The sequence below is a fragment of the Pseudarthrobacter sp. WHRI 8279 genome, from assembly GCF_040224115.2.
Classification (GTDB): Bacteria; Actinomycetota; Actinomycetes; order Actinomycetales; family Micrococcaceae; genus Arthrobacter.
Genome location: NZ_CP168162.1, coordinates 3,378,343 through 3,396,884 on the forward strand (window position 1 = coordinate 3,378,343; position 18,542 = coordinate 3,396,884).

The 18,542-nt window shown below is 66.1% G+C and carries 21 protein-coding genes and 1 tRNA gene; 9 read left to right on the forward strand and 13 right to left on the reverse strand.

From position 1 onward, the window contains the following. Nucleotides 1-6 precede the first annotated feature (6 nt). Both ABRP28_RS15540 and ABRP28_RS15545 read right to left on the reverse strand, forming a co-directional pair. A complete protein-coding gene (locus ABRP28_RS15540; RefSeq protein ID WP_350004155.1) occupies nt 7-489 on the reverse strand; it encodes an FHA domain-containing protein in 483 nt (160 codons plus the stop codon). Beyond that, complete coding sequence (locus ABRP28_RS15545; protein WP_350004156.1) at nt 486-1,229, reverse strand: DUF3662 and FHA domain-containing protein; 744 nt, start codon at nt 1,227-1,229, stop codon at nt 486-488. The genes ABRP28_RS15540 and ABRP28_RS15545 overlap by 4 nt, the downstream gene beginning before the upstream one ends. 374 nt (nt 1,230-1,603) lie before the next feature. Here ABRP28_RS15545 and ABRP28_RS15550 point away from each other — a divergent pair. Then, nucleotides 1,604-1,686: transfer RNA gene (locus tag ABRP28_RS15550), tRNA-Leu, on the forward strand. 193 nt (nt 1,687-1,879) lie between these two features. Here the strand turns inward: ABRP28_RS15550 and ABRP28_RS15555 are convergent. Next, entirely contained in the window at nt 1,880-2,578 is a 699-nt protein-coding gene (locus ABRP28_RS15555; RefSeq protein WP_231457646.1) for a FadR/GntR family transcriptional regulator, read from the reverse strand. A gap of 10 nt (nt 2,579-2,588) precedes the next feature. Next, nucleotides 2,589-3,716, reverse strand: a complete 1,128-nt coding sequence (locus ABRP28_RS15560) for a mandelate racemase/muconate lactonizing enzyme family protein (RefSeq protein ID WP_350004157.1) — start codon at nt 3,714-3,716, stop codon at nt 2,589-2,591. 154 nt (nt 3,717-3,870) lie between these two features. Here ABRP28_RS15560 and ABRP28_RS15565 point away from each other — a divergent pair, with 154 nt between their 5' ends. Next, nucleotides 3,871-4,800, forward strand: a complete 930-nt coding sequence (locus tag ABRP28_RS15565) for an NADP-dependent oxidoreductase (RefSeq protein WP_350004246.1) — start codon at nt 3,871-3,873, stop codon at nt 4,798-4,800. A gap of 15 nt (nt 4,801-4,815) precedes the next feature. Here the strand turns inward: ABRP28_RS15565 and ABRP28_RS15570 are convergent, their stop codons facing one another. Next, nucleotides 4,816-5,526, reverse strand: a complete 711-nt coding sequence (locus tag ABRP28_RS15570) for a TetR/AcrR family transcriptional regulator (protein WP_350004158.1) — start codon at nt 5,524-5,526, stop codon at nt 4,816-4,818. 138 nt (nt 5,527-5,664) lie between these two features. Here ABRP28_RS15570 and ABRP28_RS15575 point away from each other — a divergent pair, with 138 nt between their 5' ends. Then, a complete protein-coding gene (locus ABRP28_RS15575; RefSeq protein WP_350004159.1) occupies nt 5,665-7,053 on the forward strand; it encodes an NAD(P)/FAD-dependent oxidoreductase in 1,389 nt (462 codons plus the stop codon). 110 nt (nt 7,054-7,163) lie between these two features. Then, a complete protein-coding gene (locus tag ABRP28_RS15580) occupies nt 7,164-7,646 on the forward strand; it encodes a pyridoxamine 5'-phosphate oxidase family protein (RefSeq protein ID WP_350004160.1) in 483 nt (160 codons plus the stop codon). A gap of 67 nt (nt 7,647-7,713) precedes the next feature. Here the strand turns inward: ABRP28_RS15580 and ABRP28_RS15585 are convergent, their stop codons facing one another. Next, on the reverse strand, nt 7,714-8,322 hold the full coding sequence (locus ABRP28_RS15585; RefSeq protein ID WP_350004161.1) for a hypothetical protein: 609 nt from the start codon (nt 8,320-8,322) through the stop codon (nt 7,714-7,716). Between the two features lie 60 nt (nt 8,323-8,382). Then, entirely contained in the window at nt 8,383-8,985 is a 603-nt protein-coding gene (locus ABRP28_RS15590) for a hypothetical protein (protein WP_350004162.1), read from the reverse strand. 215 nt (nt 8,986-9,200) lie between these two features. On the opposite strand from ABRP28_RS15590, the gene ABRP28_RS15595 reads away from it, so the two are divergent. Genes ABRP28_RS15595 through ABRP28_RS15605 form a run of 3 tightly spaced genes read left to right on the forward strand, consistent with a single transcriptional unit; the run spans nt 9,201 to nt 12,542 of the window. After that, the gene (locus ABRP28_RS15595) at nt 9,201-11,663 is read left to right on the forward strand and encodes a nitrate reductase (RefSeq protein ID WP_350004163.1); all 2,463 of its coding nucleotides are present in this window, start codon (nt 9,201-9,203) and stop codon (nt 11,661-11,663) included. Continuing rightward, entirely contained in the window at nt 11,660-12,142 is a 483-nt protein-coding gene (locus tag ABRP28_RS15600) for a hypothetical protein (protein ID WP_350004164.1), read from the forward strand. The genes ABRP28_RS15595 and ABRP28_RS15600 overlap by 4 nt, the downstream gene beginning before the upstream one ends. Before the next feature lie 19 nt (nt 12,143-12,161). Next, a complete protein-coding gene (locus ABRP28_RS15605; protein WP_231457652.1) occupies nt 12,162-12,542 on the forward strand; it encodes a VOC family protein in 381 nt (126 codons plus the stop codon). Nucleotides 12,543-12,581: 39 nt separating this feature from the next. Here ABRP28_RS15605 and ABRP28_RS15610 read toward each other — a convergent pair whose 3' ends face one another. Beyond that, nucleotides 12,582-12,986 (reverse strand): DUF5997 family protein, encoded by a 405-nt coding sequence (locus ABRP28_RS15610; protein ID WP_066272755.1) that lies wholly within the window; start codon nt 12,984-12,986, stop codon nt 12,582-12,584. On the opposite strand from ABRP28_RS15610, the gene ABRP28_RS15615 reads away from it, so the two are divergent. After that, the gene (locus ABRP28_RS15615) at nt 12,985-13,791 is read left to right on the forward strand and encodes a LysR family substrate-binding domain-containing protein (protein ID WP_374152982.1); all 807 of its coding nucleotides are present in this window, start codon (nt 12,985-12,987) and stop codon (nt 13,789-13,791) included. The genes ABRP28_RS15610 and ABRP28_RS15615 overlap by 2 nt on opposite strands. Nucleotides 13,792-13,962: 171 nt before the next feature. On the opposite strand, the gene ABRP28_RS15620 is transcribed toward ABRP28_RS15615, so the two are convergent. The 3 genes from ABRP28_RS15620 to ABRP28_RS15630 are packed head-to-tail and all read right to left on the reverse strand — an operon-like array spanning nt 13,963 to nt 15,904. Further along, entirely contained in the window at nt 13,963-14,625 is a 663-nt protein-coding gene (locus tag ABRP28_RS15620) for a DUF3618 domain-containing protein (RefSeq protein WP_350004166.1), read from the reverse strand. Next, nucleotides 14,622-15,053, reverse strand: coding sequence for a phage holin family protein (locus ABRP28_RS15625; RefSeq protein ID WP_350004167.1), 432 nt, complete (start codon nt 15,051-15,053; stop codon nt 14,622-14,624). Before ABRP28_RS15625 ends, ABRP28_RS15620 begins: the two co-directional genes overlap by 4 nt. Continuing rightward, nucleotides 15,050-15,904, reverse strand: a complete 855-nt coding sequence (locus tag ABRP28_RS15630; RefSeq protein WP_350004168.1) for a hypothetical protein — start codon at nt 15,902-15,904, stop codon at nt 15,050-15,052. The genes ABRP28_RS15625 and ABRP28_RS15630 overlap by 4 nt, the downstream gene beginning before the upstream one ends. Before the next feature lie 307 nt (nt 15,905-16,211). Between ABRP28_RS15630 and ABRP28_RS15635 the strand changes: the two genes are divergently transcribed. Next, the gene (locus ABRP28_RS15635) at nt 16,212-16,742 is read left to right on the forward strand and encodes a MarR family transcriptional regulator (RefSeq protein WP_350004169.1); all 531 of its coding nucleotides are present in this window, start codon (nt 16,212-16,214) and stop codon (nt 16,740-16,742) included. 72 nt (nt 16,743-16,814) lie between these two features. Here the strand turns inward: ABRP28_RS15635 and ABRP28_RS15640 are convergent, their stop codons facing one another. Both ABRP28_RS15640 and ABRP28_RS15645 read right to left on the reverse strand, forming a co-directional pair. Next, the gene (locus ABRP28_RS15640; protein WP_350004170.1) at nt 16,815-17,150 is read right to left on the reverse strand and encodes a hypothetical protein; all 336 of its coding nucleotides are present in this window, start codon (nt 17,148-17,150) and stop codon (nt 16,815-16,817) included. 29 nt (nt 17,151-17,179) lie between these two features. Further along, on the reverse strand, nt 17,180-18,436 hold the full coding sequence (locus ABRP28_RS15645) for a D-arabinono-1,4-lactone oxidase (protein WP_350004171.1): 1,257 nt from the start codon (nt 18,434-18,436) through the stop codon (nt 17,180-17,182). Between the last annotated feature and the right edge of the window lie 106 nt (nt 18,437-18,542).

Consider the following 18,542-nt stretch of genomic DNA (forward strand, 5'->3'; position numbering starts at 1 on the left):
CCACGGCTATGGCCTCAATTCGATGACCGTCTTGCCGATTCTCACGGGTACCCCTGGCTCAACCGGCAGGGCACGGGTAAGTTGCTGGTCCGCCAGGTACGTTCCGTTCGTTGAGCCGAGATCCTCGATGAACCAGCGGCTTCCTTGGGGGAAAAGCCTGGCATGGCGGCCCGAGGCGTAGTCGTCCTCCAGGACCAGCGTGGCCTCCTGGGCCCGTCCCAGGAGGATGGGGCTGGCGGCCAGCGGAAGGGTGGTTCCCTTGAGCGGCCCCTCGATGACAACGAGCTGGTGGGCCTGCTGCTTCACCGGCTGAGGTGCGGCTTCCGCCAGATCAGGATTCTTGCGGACCTGGCGTTGGGTCGGGGCTCCGGAAGCTGCCTTGCGTCCCACCATGAGGTCCCGTCTCATCGCCGAGACGATGCTGAAAATCAGCACCCAAAGGAGCAGGAGGAAGCCAAAGCGCAGGGCCGTGATGGTCAGGTCGCTCATGCGCGGCCGCCAGGGCCGGCAGGCAGAAGGCGGAAGATGATTTTTGTCCGTCCCATAGTGATGGTGGAGCCGTCAGTGAGTTCGGTGCTCCCTGACACCTTCTGCCCGTTGACGTAGCTGCCGTTGGTGGAACCCATGTCCACGGCGCTGGTCACTCCGTTCGCCGTGCGGATTTCCAGGTGGCGGCGCGAAACCCCGGTGTCCTCGACATGGATGTCGGCATCCGAAGACCTGCCCAGCACAATCGAGGGCGCGTTCAGGGAGTACCGCTGCCCGTCGATGTCCAGGACGGGCTGGAGCCGGACCGGCTGGCGACTGGGAGCGGCCGGCACGTTGGACCGCGCTGGGGCGCCGGTGGGGGAACCCTGGGACTTCTCGGTGGAGGAGATGATTTCAAAGTCGCCGGCCCGCAATTCGCTGTCCCGGCGGAAGGAAATCCGCACTGAACCCTGAAGCGTATAGCCCTGGCTGCGAACGTGGTTGATCACCACATCGCACAATTCTTCCGCCAGCGGGGTGCCCCATTCCTGGGCCCTCTTGAAGTCGTCGTCACTGAGCTGGACGTCGAAAACATTGGGTGCCAGGGTGCGGCCGGCCGATACTGTCAGGGCCTTGTGGTCCACCTCGCGGCGGAGCCTGCTGGCGATTTCCACGGGTTCAACCTGGGCCCGCGAGCCGGTGGAGAAGACGCCTCGGACAGCCTTTTCAATGCCGCGTTCAACCTTGTCCAGCAGACCCATGATCCTTCTCCTTTCCCCCCGGCTGCGGGGCTGCTTCCGTTCCGGAACTTCACCCGCCGTGCAGTTCACAACTCAGGAGCGTGCGCGCGTGCGGCAGCCACTCCTACATCCGATACTACTGGGCAGGCCTGTGAATGACCTTAATCCACAACGGCCCGCCGCCTGCAAAAGTTCGCTTCCCTGGCGCGGGAAGGCCGGATCCGGCAGCAGTTCCCTGCCTGGACGGAGGCGCGAATGTGCTGGTTCCGCCGGGCCCGGGCAGGCGTGCGGACCCCAATTGGTAATTTCCGTGCAGTGTCCGTTATGCTTGATCTCGCTGCTTTTACAAGGTTGCGGATCCTGGAAACGGGGCCCTGCTGAGTGGAAGAAGTTGCGCGCGAGTGGCGGAACGGCAGACGCGCTGGCTTCAGGTGCCAGTATCCGAAAGGGTGTGGGGGTTCAAATCCCCCCTCGCGCACGCAATTGGAAGAGCCCCGGTCTTAGGACCGGGGCTCTTCTGCGTTCACTGGGTTTACGTAAAGCCGATTGCACCGCTGTTTGGACTTTTCACCCTGGGGTTTCCGGGTGTTATGTCCAAACCCGGGTGCCTCAAGGCCTGGTTCGACGACGGGAGCCGGTTGGTGCCAATGCGGTGGCGATATTCCCGCCCGCTAGGGGCGCGCTGAGGCCTTGAACCGGCGTCGTGAATTTGCCAGGTGGCTGCGCATGGCGGCTGCGGCGGCGGCCTCATCCCCGTCCGCGATCGCCTCCGAGATGGAGCGGTGCTCCTGCACCACCTGGTCAAAGTGGTCCCGGGCGTAGTGTTCGACGCCGGTCATCAGCCGGGTGCGCGGCATCGCGATCATCGTCTGGCCCAGCGCTGCAAGGCAGTCGGAGTAATAGGGGTTGCCGGAGGCGGCGGCCACAGCCCGGTGGAACTCAAAGTCCGACTTCATGGCGTGCGCCGGGTGCCCCGCACTGGCGGTGAACTCCTCAAGCGCTGTGGTGACGGCCCGCAGTTGCCGCTCAGTGTGGTTGCGCGCTGCCAGCGCAGCGGCTTCCGTCTCCACGCCCATGCGGAACTCCAGCAGATGCAGCCGGTCCTCCATCGTGGCTACCGGGCGCGCCCCCGGCCCGGGAGAGGGCCCGTCCGACGGCGGTGTCAGGGCAAAGCTTCCCCGCCCCCGTTCGGTTTCCACCAGTCCCTCGGCCTGGAGCCGGGTCAGTGCGGCCCGCACGACGGTACGGCTGACGCCAAAGTCGCTGATCAGGGTGTTTTCACTGGGAAGCTTCTCGCCCGGCTGGATGACGCCGTCCACAATGCGCGTGCGAAGGTCGGCGGCGAGGTCCGCGGTGAGGTTCCGGCTCATGGCAACTAGGTTACGCGCCGAACTCCACTGATTCGGTGGTCCACGCACGCGCCTGGTCGCTCAGGGTGATGCCGAGGCCGGGGCGGTCCGGCACGATCATCCGGCCGTTTTTGGTCTCGAGGCGTTCGTTGAACAGCGGATCCAGCCAGTCGAAGTGCTCAACCCAGGGTTCGCGCGGGTAGGCAGCGGCCAGGTGCAGGTGGATCTCCATGGCGAAATGCGGGGCCAGGCCCAGCCCGCGCTCGTCCGCCAGGGCGGCGAGGCGGAGGAACTGGGTAATGCCGCCCACCCGGGGCGCGTCCGGCTGGATGATGTCGCAGCTGTTGGCGTTGATCAGGCCCTTGTGTTCAGCGACGGAGGCGAGCATTTCGCCGGTGGCAATGGGAGTGTCCAGGACCTGCGCCAGGTGCGCGTGGCCCTCGAAGTCGTAGGCGTCGAGGGGTTCTTCAATCCAGATCAGGTTGAACTCTTCGAGCTGGCGTCCCATCCGAAGGGCGGTGGCCCGGTCCCATTGCTGGTTGGCGTCCACCATCAGCGGAACGTCCCAGCCAATATGCTCGCGAACCCCGGCGACACGGCGGAGGTCCTCCTTGCTGTCCGGCAGGCCGACCTTGATCTTAATGCCGCCGATGCCCTCCTCAATTGACTGCGTGGCGCGGGCCTTGACCTCCTCAAGGCTGGCGTTGAGGAAGCCGCCGGAGGTGTTATAGGTCTGTACGGAGTCGCGGTACGTGCCCAGGAACTTGGCCAGTGGCAGGCCGGCCCGCTTGGCTTTGAGGTCATAGAGGGCAATATCGATCGCCGCCAGGGCCTGGGTGGCCACCCCGGAGCGGCCCACCGACGCGCCGGCCCACAGCAGTTTGGTGTAGATCTTCGCGATGTCGTTGGGATCCTCGCCGATAATGCCCGCGGCGACTTCCTTGGCGTGTGCGTACTGCGCCGGACCGCCGGCGCGCTTGGAGTAGCTGAAGCCGACGCCCGTGTGCCCAAGTTCCGTGGTGATTTCAGCGAAGAGGAAGATGACCTCGGTCATGGGCCTCTGGCGTCCCGTGAAGACTTTCGCGTCGCTGATGGGAACAGGGAGGGGCAGGCGGGCGGTGGACAGCTTGACGTGCCGGATCAGGTCGACGGTACTCACGGGTTCTCCTTCGGGCGGGGCCGGGCTCCTTCGCCCGCCCTCTTAGGATATAAGTATGGCACTTGTATTACAAGTGCCATACTGTCTCCGTGTGATCGGCCACTCCCGGCACGCGGCAGGAATAGCGGCGGGCCGGGACGCTGTTGACGCAGGAATGAAGGCAATCACCTACAGCGAATATGGCAGCCCCGACGTTCTTGGGCTTACCGAGCAACCCATGCCGAAAGTGGGGCCTGGAATGGTCCTGGTCAAGGTGAAGGCGGCGTCGGTCAACCCGGTCGACTGGAAAATCATGGCGGGCTACCTGGATGCGGCAATGGACCTGCAGTTCCCGGCGATCCCGGGGTGGGATGTGGCCGGCGTGGTGGAATCCGTGGGAATTGATTCCCGGCAGTTCAAGCCCGGAGACGAAGTGATCTCCTACGGACGCAAAGATTATGTCCATGGCGGCAGCTTTGCCGAATACATTGCCCTTCCGGAGAGGCTCCTGGCGCGAAAGCCGGCAACCCTTGAATGGCACGAGTCGGCGGGGCTTCCCTTGGCGGGTTTGACCGCCTACCAGGTCCTGAACCGCCTGGGCCTCGCGTCCGGCGAAACCGTGCTGATCCACGGCGGAGCCGGCGGTGTGGGATCCCTGGGCATCCAGATTGCCATGGCCCTGGGCGCCGACGTCATTGCGACCGCGTCGGAAAAGAACCACGAATTCCTTCGCTCCCTGGGCGCGCATCCCATCGCCTACGGCGAGGGCCTTGCCGGCCGGGTCAGGTCGCTCCGCCCGGGCGGGGTGGAGGTGGTTGCCGATTTTGTTGGCGGGAACCTTGAGGCCACCCTGGCGGTCCTTGCAGAAGGCGGCAGGCATGCCTCCATTGCCGACAGTGACGTTGAGGAACATGGCGGCGCCTGGATGTGGGTAAGCCCCGTCGGCGCCCAGCTGCAGGAGCTTGCCGACCTGGTGGACGAGAGGAAGATGCGGGTGGAGGTTGCCAAGGTGTTCCCCCTGGCCCAGGCGGCGGATGCATTCCGGCTCAACATGGAGGGGCATACCCGCGGCAAGATTGTTGTGGCAGTGGACCAGTCCGCCTGATTCCTGGGGCGGACGCTACTTCCTGATCGCCCCGAATCCCGTGATCAGGGCCTCGAGTCCGCGATGGAACGCGGTGTCGGCCGGGCGGCCCCGTTCCTGCCCGGCCGGCGCGTCCCGGCGCGACGCCGAGCTCCGCACGGCAGCCGTGAAGTAGGGGGTGGACTCCGCCATTGATCCGGATTCGAAGATGTCCTCCGGCGCCGTGACGTCGTAAGCGGAGCCAAAGATGAAGGACTCCAGTGCCACGATGGCGGGAATGATGTGCTCCTGGGGGAACCCGGCGTCGGCGAATCCCTTGCTTACGGTCTCGTACATGGCCAGGGTCTGGGGCGCATCAGTGACGGGCAGGACAGCGATGACTGGAATCAGTGGCGTGTGGGCGGCAAAGACGTCCCGGTAGCTCCAGGCCCACGTGCGGACCCCGGCTTCCCAGGCTCCGGAGCCGAATCCTGAGACGTCAACCAGGGACATCAGGTGGTCCTCCACCAGGAGCAGCACATCCTGCTTGGAGGCTACGTGGTTGTAAAGGGCCGACGGCGCCACGTCCAGTTCCCTGGCCAGCGCGGCCATGGTGAGGCCGTCATACCCCTTGCGGTTGATCAGCTCCAGTGCCGCCGCCGTGATGCCGGCCTTGTCCAGGACGGCGGCGGACGGCCTGCCGGCCCTCCGCCTCTGGGTGCCGGCACTCCCCGAGGGGCGCCCCTGAGTGGCTGATACTGCCGGCATGCCTGCCCTTTCGTTGGTGGTCTCCAGCATTATTCCACCGGGCCCTTCCCGTCCCTGCCAGGACCGGCTATAGTTCTAATAAATGAATGCCGTTCATTTAGTGGTCCCGTCACTTGGCAGGACCAAAGAGAGGACATCATGCAGAACCTGAACCGCGACGTCGTGGTCGTCGGAGCCGGGCCGTCCGGGCTCACTGCAGCCCGTGAACTGAAGAAGGCCGGCCTCACCGTTGCCGTGCTTGAGGCGCGGGACCGCGTGGGCGGCCGCACCTGGACCGGCACGGTTGACGGTGCAATGCTGGAGATCGGCGGCCAGTGGGTCTCGCCGGATCAAACCGTGCTCCTGGAACTCCTGGACGAATTGGGCCTCCAGACGTACCCCAGGTACCGCGAGGGTGAGTCGATGTACATCGGCGCGGACGGGGTCCCTGTGCGCTACGCCGGAGATTCGTTCCCCGTGGACCCTGATACGCAGGCCGAAATGGATAAGCTGACCGCACTGCTGGACGGGCTGGCAGCAGAAATCGGTGCCACCGAGCCGTGGGCGCACCCGAAGGCGCGTGAGCTGGACACTATCTCCTTCCACCACTGGCTGCGGCAGTACTCGTCCAACGAGGAAGCGTGCAACAACATCGGCCTCTTCATTGCCGGCGGCATGCTCACCAAGCCGGCCCACGCTTTTTCCGCCCTGCAGGCCGTGCTGATGGCGGCCTCGGCGGGGTCCTTCACCCACCTCACGGACGAGGACTTCATCCTGGACCGGCGCGTGGTGGGCGGAATGCAGCAGGTGTCCCTGTTGCTCGCGCAGGAGCTGGGCGACGACGTCGTCCTTAATTCCCCGGTGCGTACCATCAACTGGGAGCCGGATGCCGAAGGGCACCGCGTCACCGTGGTCTCGGACGGGGCAACCGTCAACGCGCGCTACGTGATCATGGCCGTGCCTCCCAACCTCTACTCACGCGTCTCCTTCAACCCGCCGTTGCCGCGCCGCCAGCACCAGATGCACCAGCACCAGTCACTGGGCCTGGTCATTAAGGTCCACGCCGTCTACAGCCGCCCGTTCTGGCGGAACTCCGGACTGTCCGGCACCTGCTTCGGTGCCGGATCCCTGGTCCAGGAGGTGTACGACAACACCAACTTCGAGGACGCCAGGGGCACCCTGGTGGGGTTCGTCTCGGATGAAAAGGCCGACGCCGTCTTCGAGTTGGGTGCCGAGGAACGCAAGCGCGCCATCCTGGGGTCCATCGCCGGGTTCCTGGGTGCCGAGGCACTGGAGCCTGAGGTCTACTACGAGTCGGACTGGGGTTCGGAGGAATGGACCCGCGGTGCGTATGCCTCCAGTTACGACCTCGGCGGCCTGCACCGCTACGGCAAGGACCAGCACGCCCCGGTGGGCCCCATCTACTGGTCCTCATCGGATCTGGCCGCCGAAGGCTACCAGCACGTTGACGGCGCCATCCGGATGGGCCGGCACACCGCGGCCCGGATCATGGAAGTGGCGCGTGTTGCTGTGCCTGCCGGAGCCTGAGCGGGTTTCAGCGCACGGCGGACAGGACGTCGCGGGCTGGAAAATAAGCATGCTTACCAATAGGCTGGCCGGAGGGGAGTTTCCCCGCAAGCAGACCAACGAGGTGAGATATGACTGACACTGAGAGCATCAGCAAGGTTACGGACATCATCAATGATTCCCGCATCGGAATGTTGACCACCATCAACGAAGAAGGCGCCCTCGTGAGCCGGCCGCTGGCTGTCCAGGAGGTAAAGGACGACGGCGACATGTGGTTCTTCACGGGCCTTGGCACCTCACAGGTGGCCCATGTCCGGGCGGACCCCCGCGTGAACGTCTCCTTCGGCAAGAACACCGAATGGGTTTCCGTCGCGGGAACGGCGCAGGTTGTCACGGACCGGGACAAGATCCGCGAGATGTGGAACCAGGCGGTTGAAGCCTGGTTCCCGGATGGGCCGGATACCCCCGAGGTGTGCCTGCTCCGCATCGACTCGGACTCGGCGGAATACTGGACCAGCCCCGGCGGTACCGCTGCCACGGTGCTCCAGTGGGTCAAGTCCAAGGTCACCAACAGCCGGATGAGCGTCGGCGAGAGCGGCACGGTGGACCTGTAGGGTCTGCCGGCCGGATGGAATTGCAGGGGCGGGGCGGCTGGGCCGCCCCGCCCCTGGCGTTGTGCCGTTAGCCGGGCTCGACCGCTGAGAGGGCGGCCTGGACCTCCGGCAGCAGCATCTCGTTCCGGCCCCAGACGGGGTCGAAAACCTCCACATACCAGGAGTCGGCGAGCAGCAGGGCCAGGGATTCGTTGGTTTCGTCCGCCCAATCCCGGATCTGTTCCTCGTCAACCGGATTCTCGCTGGAGCCCAGCACCGTGGTGACTTCGGTTCCTGCCAGCGTCACCGGGATTGCGGCGCTGCTGGCCTCGCCGGGGGCGTGGACCACCGTGACCAGTTCCGTGCGGGCGGACAAGCCGATAAGGGCTGAGGCAGCGGCTGCGGAGCAAAACCCCGTCACGTACTGCCGTTGTGCCGCCGGGCCCAGGCGGAGGCCGGGCTGGGACTCCTTGGTGAAGAGACCGTGACGGTTCAACTCCGCTAGGGAGGCCGCGAGTGGCCTGGTTTCACTGTCAAAGCCGGGGGCGAAGGTTCCAGGCTGGTACTGGCTCGCCCCTTCCAGCCAGCGGGCGGTCAGTTCTCCGGCCGCAGCCAGGGTGGTGGCCTGCCGCCAGACGCCGCGGTCCTCAAGCCTCCGGCCGAACTGGTCATGGGTTGGCAACTCCTGGGGATCCATCGTTGGATGCTATCGCCGCAGGGTTCCCTTTTCCATGGCAGGCGAAACAGCGGGTAACGTCTAGGCCTGCTCCGCCGGGACGCCTGCTGCCCGCTCGGCAGCGGCAAGGGTGGCACCCAGGCTGGTGACGGCGTCGGGATATCCCTGGTGGGGCGCGCCGCGCAGCTCGTCAGCCTGCCTCATGGCCTTGATAAGGGCCGAGGTTTCGGGGGTCCGGACGTCCGTCAGGGCCGGATAGTCAATGGAGCAGGCCGGATCCAGCTCATAGCGCCGCCACCGGGCGATCAGTTCGTCATGCCGCGCCTGCGCTGCAAGGTGGGCGGACTCCAGCGCCCGGAAGTCATGCCGCGCAGTACGCCGCGCGAGATATTTCGGCGTCCAGAGGTAGGCGGCCACGCTGGCGGCAACGCCCGCGGCTCCCAGGAACAGTCCCGTCCACGGTGAGATCAAGGTGGGAATGAGCAGGGCGGGAACAGCAACGGCTGAGCCCAGGAACAGATCCCAGAACAGCTGGTCTGAACGCCCGGTCGGGCCGCTCCCGCCGGCAAGCGCGCGCCGCCGGACCACGAAGATGGTGGCCGCAACGCTGGCAACCAGCACCGGGCCGCAGAGCAACAGGGCCCAGGCTCCCTGGACCAGTCCTTCGAAGAATCCTTCCCCCATGGCGGACACCTGACTTCCAGCGCATGCCCGGGCCGCGGAATCCCGGGCTGGTCATTCCATTCCACCCCGTTCCCGGGAGCGGGTCAATGGCTCCGCCGCGGTGGGGGACAGTAACTCCCGGTCAGGTCCTGTTTCGGCAGGTGGAAGGCGGGTAGGTTTGCCGTACGGGGACCGGCGTCGCTGCCGTGCCCGATTTCGGGACAGGAGATGGACTGATGGCTCGGATAGACCGGATCGCCGAACCCTGGGGCAGCAGGACCCCGTATCCCAGCGGAGGAACGTGGCCGGTGCGGGTTGACTCGCATCTGGCCGAAGGCGTCGTCCCGGAGGATGTTGACCGATGGGTGCAGACGGCCTCCATCCTCCACTCCAACGGCGATGCCATGGATATCGCCGTGAAGGACAACCGGATTGTGGGTGTACGCGGGCGGGCGGAAGACCGCGTCAACCACGGCCGGCTGGGGCCCAAGGACCTTTACGGCTGGCAGGCCAATGCCTCCCCGGACCGGCTGACCAGGCCCCTGGTCCGCGAAAACGGGAAACTGGTCGAGACCGACTGGGATACCGCCATGGGCAGGGTTGTGGCGCAGTCCAAGGCGCTGCTGGCGAAGCAGGGCGCCAGCGGCATCGGCTTCTACACCACGGGACAGCTGTTCGCCGAGGAGTACTACACGCTGGGCACCATCGCCCACGGCGGTATCGGCACCAACCACGTGGATGGCAACACGCGCCTGTGCACCGCCACCGCGGCGGAGGCCCTCAAAGAATCCTTTGGCTGCGACGGTCAGCCCGGCTCCTACACGGACGTGGACCACGCCGACGTGATCGCACTCTACGGGCACAATGTCGCCGAAACCCAGACAGTCCTCTGGAGCCGCATGCTGGACCGGCTGGCCGGGCCCAACCCGCCCAGGCTCATCTGCGTGGACCCGAGACTTACTCCGGTGGCCAAGGCTGCAACGGTCCACCTCGCCCCGCGGCCGGGCACGAACGTTGCCCTGATGAATGCGCTCCTGCACGAGATCATCGCCAACGGCTGGGTGGACCAAGAGTACGTCAAAGCCCACACGGTGGGGCTCGAGGAGCTGGAGAAGGAAGTCAAGAAGTACCCGCCGGCGCTCGTCGCCGAAATCTGTGGGGTCCCGGCAGAGAAGATCCAGGAGGCAGCCCGGATCATCGGCCAGGCCGAGCGGCTGCTGTCCACCGTTCTGCAGGGCTTCTACCAGTCGAACCAGGCCACGGCCGCCGCGGTGCAGGTCAACAACATCAACATCATCCGGGGCATGCTGGGCAAGCCCGGCTGCGGGATCCTGCAGATGAACGGCCAGCCGACGGCGGAGAACACGCGGGAGTGCGGCGCCGACGGGGACCTCGCGGCTTTCCGGAACTGGTCCAACGACGCCCACGTCCAGGACCTGGCCCGGGTGTGGAACATCGATCCCATGTCCATCCCGCACTACTCGCCGCCCACCCACGTCATGCAGATGATCCGGTATGTGGAGGAGGGTTCCATCAGGATGCTGTGGGTCAGCGGCACCAACCCGGCTGTATCGCTGCCGGAACTGGCCCGCGTGCGCTCCATCCTGAAGCAGGACCGCCTCTTCCTGGTGGTGCAGGACATCTTCCTGTCCGAGACCGCCCAGCTGGCCGACGTCGTCCTGCCCGCCGCCACCTGGGGCGAGAAAACGGGGACGTTCACCAACGTGGACCGCACGGTGCACCTGTCCGAAAAGGCGGTGGAGCCGCCCGGCGAAGCCCGCCCGGACCTAGACATCTTTCTCGATTACGCCCACCGGATGGACCTGAAGGACAAGGACGGCCAGCCGCTGATCAAGTGGCACGACGCCGAGTCCGCCTTCGAGGCCTGGAAGGAATGCAGCCGCGGCCGCCCCTGCGACTACACCGGCATCACCTACGCCAAGCTCCGCGGCGGTTCCGGCATCCAGTGGCCGTGCAACGACGAAAACCCGGACGGCACGGAACGCATCTATGTGGACGGGAAGTTCTGGGCGCATCCCGAGTATTGCGAAACGTACGGCCGCGACCTGGTCACCGGCGCTCCCGTGGAACCGGAGGAGTACAAGGCCCTGAACCCGGACGGGCGGGCCATCATCAAGGCCGCTGAGTATGTCCCGCCCCACGAGCTGCCCAGCCAGAAGTTCCCGCTGCAGCTCATCACCGGCCGCACCCTCTTCCACTTCCATACCCGCACCAAGACCGCTCGCGCGCCGGAACTGCAGGCGACGGCCCCGGAGGTGTGGGTTGAGATGTCGGCGCACGACGCCGGCACGTACGGGATTGCCGAAGGTGACGTTGCGGAGGTGGAGACTCCACGGGGGTCGGTACGCGCGCAGGTGCGCGTTGGCGGCATCCGCGAGGGTGTGCTGTTCCTGCCCTTCCACTACGGGTACTGGGACACCGGCGCCGGGCACGAACCAGGTGACATGGGCCGCGCCGCCAACGAGTTGACCATGACCGACTGGGACGCCGCGTCCAAGCAGCCCATCTTCAAGACCGCCGCAGCCCGCATCCGCCGCGTGGGCGCAGGCAAGGGACCGGCGCCGGCGCCGACGAACACGGCGTCCGCACCCGCGGTCGAACTTTCCGGCGCAGGGACCAGGGGCATCCCGACAGCGTTTGCCGAGGAAGACACCACCGCAGGGGAGGAACCGCGATGAAGATCGGACTGGTACTCGAACAGCTGCACCGGGACGAAAACGACCTGGCGCAGGAGCTCTTCCACATCTCCGAACGGCACAAGGTGGACCACGAGATCTACCACCTTGGCCGCGACCTGGCGAAGTGGTCTCAGCAGCACGTCCGTGAGATCGCCGCCATCGCCACCCGGTATGGCCAGGATCTTGACCCCGAGCCGCGGAGCGAAAACACGTTGACGGAGCGGCTCCGGGAAAAGGGCAGCCGACTGATCGGCCGGGAAGGCGAGGCCGGGCTGGTACTCCTGCGGGACCTGCGCGAGGTGTACATCAAAGCCTGCGGAGTGTCCGCGGACTGGGAACTGCTGGCGCAGGCGGCTCAGGGGATCAAGCACACGGACCTGCTGGAGGTGGCCCAGCGCTGCCATCCGCAGAACCTCCGGCAGATGAAGTGGGCCAACGGGAAGCTCAAGGAATCCGCAACCCAGGTCCTGGTGAGTTGAGGGGGGTATGTTGGGGTCCATGAGACTCAAAATGTGCAGCATCCACGTCAAGGACCCCGCCGCCGCCCACGCCTTCTACACAGGAACCCTGGGCTTCGAGACGCTGATGGCCATGCCCGAGCACAACCTGTACATCATCAAGGACCCGGGCTCCGACGCCGGTTCAGTGGGGCTGCTCCTGGAGCCCAGCGACAACCCGATCGGCGCCGCCTACATGAACGCCGTGCACGACGCCGGTCTCCCGGCTATCGTCTTCGGCGTGCCGGACGTGCGCGCGGAGTACGAGCGGCTGGTAGCGGCGGGGGTCAGTTTCAAGGGAGAGCCCGCTGAGGACCCGTCCGGGATCAGCGCGGTGTTCGACGACGGCTGCGGCAACTTCATCCAGCTGCACCAGGACTGAGGGGTCCGCGAACAGGCCCCTGATGAGACCGGGTCGGGCCTACTCGGCTTTGGCGCGGGCCTTCTTGGCGTCCTTCTTCGCGGATTCTTCCTTGACGCGCTGCGCCTCGGCCCGGACGGCGGCGTGCGTTGCCCGCTCAGTGACCAGCCACTGCGGGGGCGCCTGCAGCAGCGCGGTGATCTCCGCCGTCGTCAGCGCTTCCTCCACGCCGCCGCGCGCCAGGCCGCTGATGGAAACGTTCAGTTTCTGGGCCACCACCGGGCGGGGGTGCGGGCCGTTGCGGCGGAGCTCGGCAAGCCACTCCGGCGGGTTGGCCTGCAGTTCGGCGAACTCGGCGCGGGTGATGGTTGAATCCTGGAACTCCTGGGGTGTTGCGGGCAGGTAGATGCCAAGTTTCTTGGCAACAGTGGCCGGCTTCATGGACTGGGAGTTTGCAGAGGTCATGCTTCAAGGGTATCCGGGCGGACGGTACTGTGAAGACGTGCCCTCCCACGACATCCCCCAGACAACCAGTCCCGGTGACCAGGACCAGCCTGCCGGGCAGGCGGACGACGCCGCGCCCCGCACGCTCCGCATCGCGTATGTGGCCGGGGTAACCCCGGGCAAATGGATCCGGCGGTGGGAAGAGCGGATGCCGGACGTTCCGCTGCAGGCGTTCATGTCCGACGACGGCGCCCAGGTTGCGGTGCTCCGCGAGGGTTCCGCGGACCTCAGCTTCGTCCGGCTCCCCGTGGAGCGCGAAGGCCTCAGCGTCATTCCGCTGTACGAGGAGCAGCCGGTGGTGGTGGCACCCAAGGGGCACGAGATTTCCGTATTCGAGGAGGTGGCCCTGGCGGACCTGGAACAGGAATCCTTCCTCGACGTGGCTGCACTCGGAGGCCCGGAGGCCGCCCTGCAGGTGGTGGCCACGGGCGCCGGGCTGGCCATCCTCCCCATGTCCGTTGCCCGGCACTTCAACGTCAAGGACACGGTGGCGCGGCGGCTCACCGGCGCTCCGGGCACGGAAATCGCCGTGGCGTGGGCCTCGGATTCAACGGATGAAGTAATTGAGGAGTTCATCGGGATTGTCCGCGGACGGACGGCGCAGAGCTCCCGGCAGCCCTCGGCCCAGCCGGTGAAAACCAAAAAGGAACCCAAACCGGACCGCCGGGGCACCGGAGCCAAGAAGGCGCCCAAGGTTGCCCAACGGTACGCCCCGAACCCGGACAAGGGGCGGGGCAAGGGCTCGCGGAAGAAGGGCAAACGCTAGCTGGTTCGTGCCCGGACATTTAGTGCCGGACGCTTGGTGCTGCTGGCTTAGTTCCCATGCTTTATGGCGGCTAAAGCCAGCGCGTGCCGCACAAGCAGGAATAACAGCGTTAACGGCAACAGGCCGGCTCCAAACGGAGCCGGCCTGTTGCCTGGATATTCCTAGGTGCTCCTAGGTGTTTTTGACGTTGCCTGCGGCGTCGGTGGCGTGGTCTTTGACGTCGGTGGCGGCGTGCTGGCCTTCGGTTTTGACGTTCTGGGCGGCGTCGGTGGCGGTGGCCTTGACGTTTTCCATGGCTTCCTGGGCTGGTTCCTTGAGGTCCTGGACCATGTCCTTGGCGGCGTCGGTGACCTGGGTGGCCAGGGGCTGGGCTGCGGTTTTGAGCTGGTCCGCGGCTTCGCGTTCCTTCTGGCTGGCCGGGATCAGCGAGGAGATCAGCATGCCGGCGCCGAAGGCGATCAGGCCCGCGGCCAGGGGGTTGCCCTGGGTTTTGGCTTTGACCTGGTCGGGCGCGTTGGAGATCGCTGTTCCGGCGTCGCCGAGTTTCGCGGCGGCGGTGTCCTTGGCTCCGTGCAGGGTGTCCCCGGTGGAGTGCAGGGCGTTGCCGGTGTGTCCGGCTCCGCTGTGCATGGTGTCCTGAACACGGGTGGTGGTGTGGTCTGCTGCGCCCATGATTTTCTCCTTGACCCCGCTGACAGTGTCTTTGAGCTTGTCGGTCTGGCGGTGGACGATGTTTGAGGGGGTGACTTTGTCCGCCACGGCGTCGACGTTGGTGCCCAGGCGTGCGCGGGTGGCTTCTATGTCTGAACGGATTGCGTCCGGGTTATCGCTCATCGGTTTACCTCACCTGGTTTTAGGGTTGGGGGTATTTCGGACAGGGTTTCGCCGGTCTGGGGCAGGCCCTTGATCTGTTTGAGTTCCTTGCGGCCGATCGAGGCCAGGACCGCGGCGATGATGCCCCAGATCACGGCGACGATCACGGCGGCCCAGCCCAGGGGCATCAGGGCGCCCAGGGCGAACATCAGGCCCAGGGACAGGAAGAGCAGGACGAAGTGTCCTGCCACGCCTGCCCCGGCGAGCATGCCCGAGCCCTTGCCGGCCTTCGTGGCCGACTGCTTCAGCTCAGCCTTGGCCAGCTCGACTTCCTGGCGCATGAGCGTGGACAGGTCACGGGTCACATCCCCAAGCAGCTCACCGAGTGAGGCACTATCAGCCCTCTGGTGCGCCTCACTCGGAGCGGGTTCCGGAATAGAACTACTCACAGCTGGCGTCCTTCCGATGAGCGGTAACCGCCGTCGGTGCTCCGGTAGGAGCCGTCCTCGTCGCGGTAGGGGTCATCCTCGTACCGGAGCGGGGTGTCCTCAGCAGTGCCTGAAGGCAGGGAGGTTGTGGATACCGGAGCGCCGCCGCCTACAACGGGCTCGCTGTAGAGGTCGTCGTTCCCGGCTGCGTACACGGTCTCCTGGCGGAGCGGCGCAACCGGCTGGGGCTGCACGGACCGCTGTGCCGGCGAGCCCTGGACCGCGCCGTGCGAATCCGGTGCGCCTGCCGTCAGGCCACGGGTGAGGCGGCCGGCCAGGACTCCGGCGCCTGCTGCCAGCAGCAGGAAGGTGCCGGGGTTGTTGCGCGCGAACCTCTGGACTTCACCGAGAATGTCTCCGGGCTGCTTGTTTTCCAGCCAGGAGGCCACGGAGTCGGTGGTGCCGGCGGCCTGGCGGATCAGGTCGCTGGCCATGCCCTGCTGGTCCGGTGCGTCCGCCATGCTGTGCAGCTGGCTGGAGATAGTGCGGATGCCTTCAGCGGCCTTCTGCTGCTGGGTTCCGGCCTGGCTGGTGAGGCCGGACTTCGCCTGGTGCAGGAGATCCTGCGCGCTGGACTTCGCCTCGGAAGCCACGTGGGCGGCTTCTTCCTTGGCGGTCTGCGCCACGTTCTGGGCTGACGATGCGGCGTGGCCGGCGACGTTCGAAGCCTCCTCCTTTGCCGCCTGGCTCTTGGAGGTGCCGGCAGAACCCGCAGCGGGTGCCGTGCCGAAAGTCTCGGCGCCTGCGGTGTTCGCACCATAGGGATCGGTGGTTGCAGTGCCGGGGGTCTGGGGCCATTGGTTCTCTGTCATCGGGCTCTCTTTCCTGTAAGGGTCAGCTGGCGATCAAGAACCAGCAACGCTGGCTAGTAGTAAGCATGGTTACTAATTAGATACTAAGCACACTTCCCTTTTGATGCGCAAGGGCGCCATCCAATAAGCCGTGTGGAAAAGGGCGGGAGGCCTCCGACGAAACGGTCCGGGCGGCCTTGGCGGCCCGGCGGATAGTAAGCCTACTTGCGAACCGGATGCTAAGCATGCTTATTGTAGAGAACGTAGCGACGCAACAAGAGGTGATCAACACCCTGCACTTCGCCACCCACAGGAAGGCCACGGCCCGATGACCAGCAACCTCGATCCAGATGCCCACACCAGCTACCGCCTGATTTCCGTGGCGGCCAGGCTGGTGCAACGGCGCCAGGACGACGCCCTGGCGCACTTGGGCCTTACCCGCGCGGCAGTGATAGCCCTTGAAGGCCTCGCCGGCGGGCCCCTGAACCAGGAGCAGCTCGCCGAAGCCATACGGGTCCAGAGCCAGACTCTGGGACGTGTGCTGCTTCGGTTGGAGGGCGCGGGCTACATCACCAGGACGCGCCAGTCCGCCGACCGCAGGCAGTTCAAGGTGGAGCTTACGGAATCCGGGGCAGCCATTTTGGAGGCTGCCCGCCGGGAAGAGATCAACGCCTACCCTGATGATCCGAGCATCGGCTGGAAAGTCCTGAGCGAGGAGCTGGCAAAATTCGTGAGCGCCCTCCCTGCAGGCCGAAGCCATGAGGTGGTCCCGTTCGCTCCGCCTGAGCACCGCAGTGCGAGGCGCCCCCAGGACACCCGGGGATCCGCCTTTCGCGGCATGGACGAGTCCGGCCACTGAGGCTTGGGCTGCTCCGGACGCTTGGGCTGGCGCTAAAGTCGCCAGCCGGCATAGTCAGCCTATGCTGGCCTGCTAAGCCGCGCAGGCATCCTTGAGTGCTTGGACGGACTCTGCCGGCACTTCGTCTCCGGCCTCTGCAATCTGGCCCAACGGCGTCGTAATTTCCGCCGGGACGCCTGCAGTGGACGCTGCCGAGACGAGGCCCGCCAGCAGCTGCTTGTCCTCAACGCTGACCAGCCCGTCCTGGACCACCGCGCAGATCTGGCGGTTCACCTCGGCGGCGCCCGCAGATGCCACCTTCGAGGCGGCGTCACTGACGGCGTTGCCCGCAGCCTCCTCAACGGCACCACAGCCGGCAAGGAGCAGGAGCAGGGGAGCGGCGGACAGTGCTGCGAGGCGGCGGTTCATCAGTCCAGCCTATCGGGTGCGCCCAAGTGTTACCTGGCGCTTGCCGCCGGAACGCCCAGGATGCTGTCCAGCATTCCGTTCCGGAACTTTCCCTCCGGATCGTGGGCTGAGGCCAGCGAGCGGAAGGCGGCGAACCGGGGATACAGCGCCTCCCAGTCGTATTCCGCAGCGGAGAACAGCTTGCCCCAGTGCGGACGCGCACCGAAGGGCCGCAGCAGGCCCTCGAGTTCCGGCAGGACCGCCTCCACTTCGGGCTGCAGGGGCCGCCACGTGAAGTGCAGGGCAACGCTCTGCTGCCGGTAGAAAGGGCTGAGCCAGAACTCGTCCGCGGCGCCGGTCCGGATCTCCGACACAAACAGCAGGGGCGCGAGCCTGTCCGCAAGTCCGCGGACTGCCTCAATTGCGGCCGGGGCGTGCTCCAGCGGCAGGATGAACTCGCTCTGCAGTTCCTCGCCCTTGCTTGGCGTGAACTCGTGGCGGAAGTGGGGAAGGCGGTCCAGCCACTGGCCGGGTTCGTCCAATTGGAGGGTGCAGTTTTCCGCGGACATATCCGGCAGCGGGTGCCGCGGGCTCGCGGCGGCGGTGGCGCCGAACAGATCCTCTAGGGGAGGCTCGGAGTCCAAGGCCTTGAGCCAGACCTGGCTGATGGAATCACCGGCATAGTCCGTAAAAAGGCTGACGCTGTAGGCGCTGGATGCCAGTTCCCGGAAGCCCGTGAGTGCCCGGTTCCACGGCAGGTTCTCCAGGACTCGCTGGCGCATCTTGAAGCTAGGCTGGACGGCGAGTTCCAGGCCGGTCACGACCCCCAAGGCACCGAGTCCCACCACGCTGGCCAGGAATTCGTCGCCATCAGTGCGGGAGAGGGAGACGCATTCGCCGGAGGGACGCACCAGGTCGATGGACTGGACAGCTCCGGCCAGGGACTGGTTGTCCACGCCCGAGCCGTGCGTTCCGGTCTGGACCGCCCCCGCCACCGATATATGCGGAAGCGAGGCCAGATTGTGGATGGCAACGCCGGACTGCTCCAGGGCGCGGCACAGTTCACCGTAGCTGACGCCGCCGCTGACCCGCACCGTTGCCCGGTCCGGGGCCAGTTCGATTCGCTGGGGCAGCGCGTCCAGGAGCACGTGTACGCCCTCCGTGTCCCCCACGCGGTTGAACGAGTGCCGTGACCCAAGGGCCTTGACCCGGCTGGCGGCGGCAACGATGCCGGCAAGTTCTTCCACGGAAGTTGGCCGCCGGACCTCCGCGGAGGCGTAGTCAAGGTTCCCTGCCCAGTTCTTCATTGAGTCGGCTTTCCGGTTGGAGGTGCAAATTGGCTCCCTCAACTGTCAGCGCTAACAATCGGGCTGTCAAGGCGCGTTCACGGTGCCGGACGTGCTGGGCCCACGC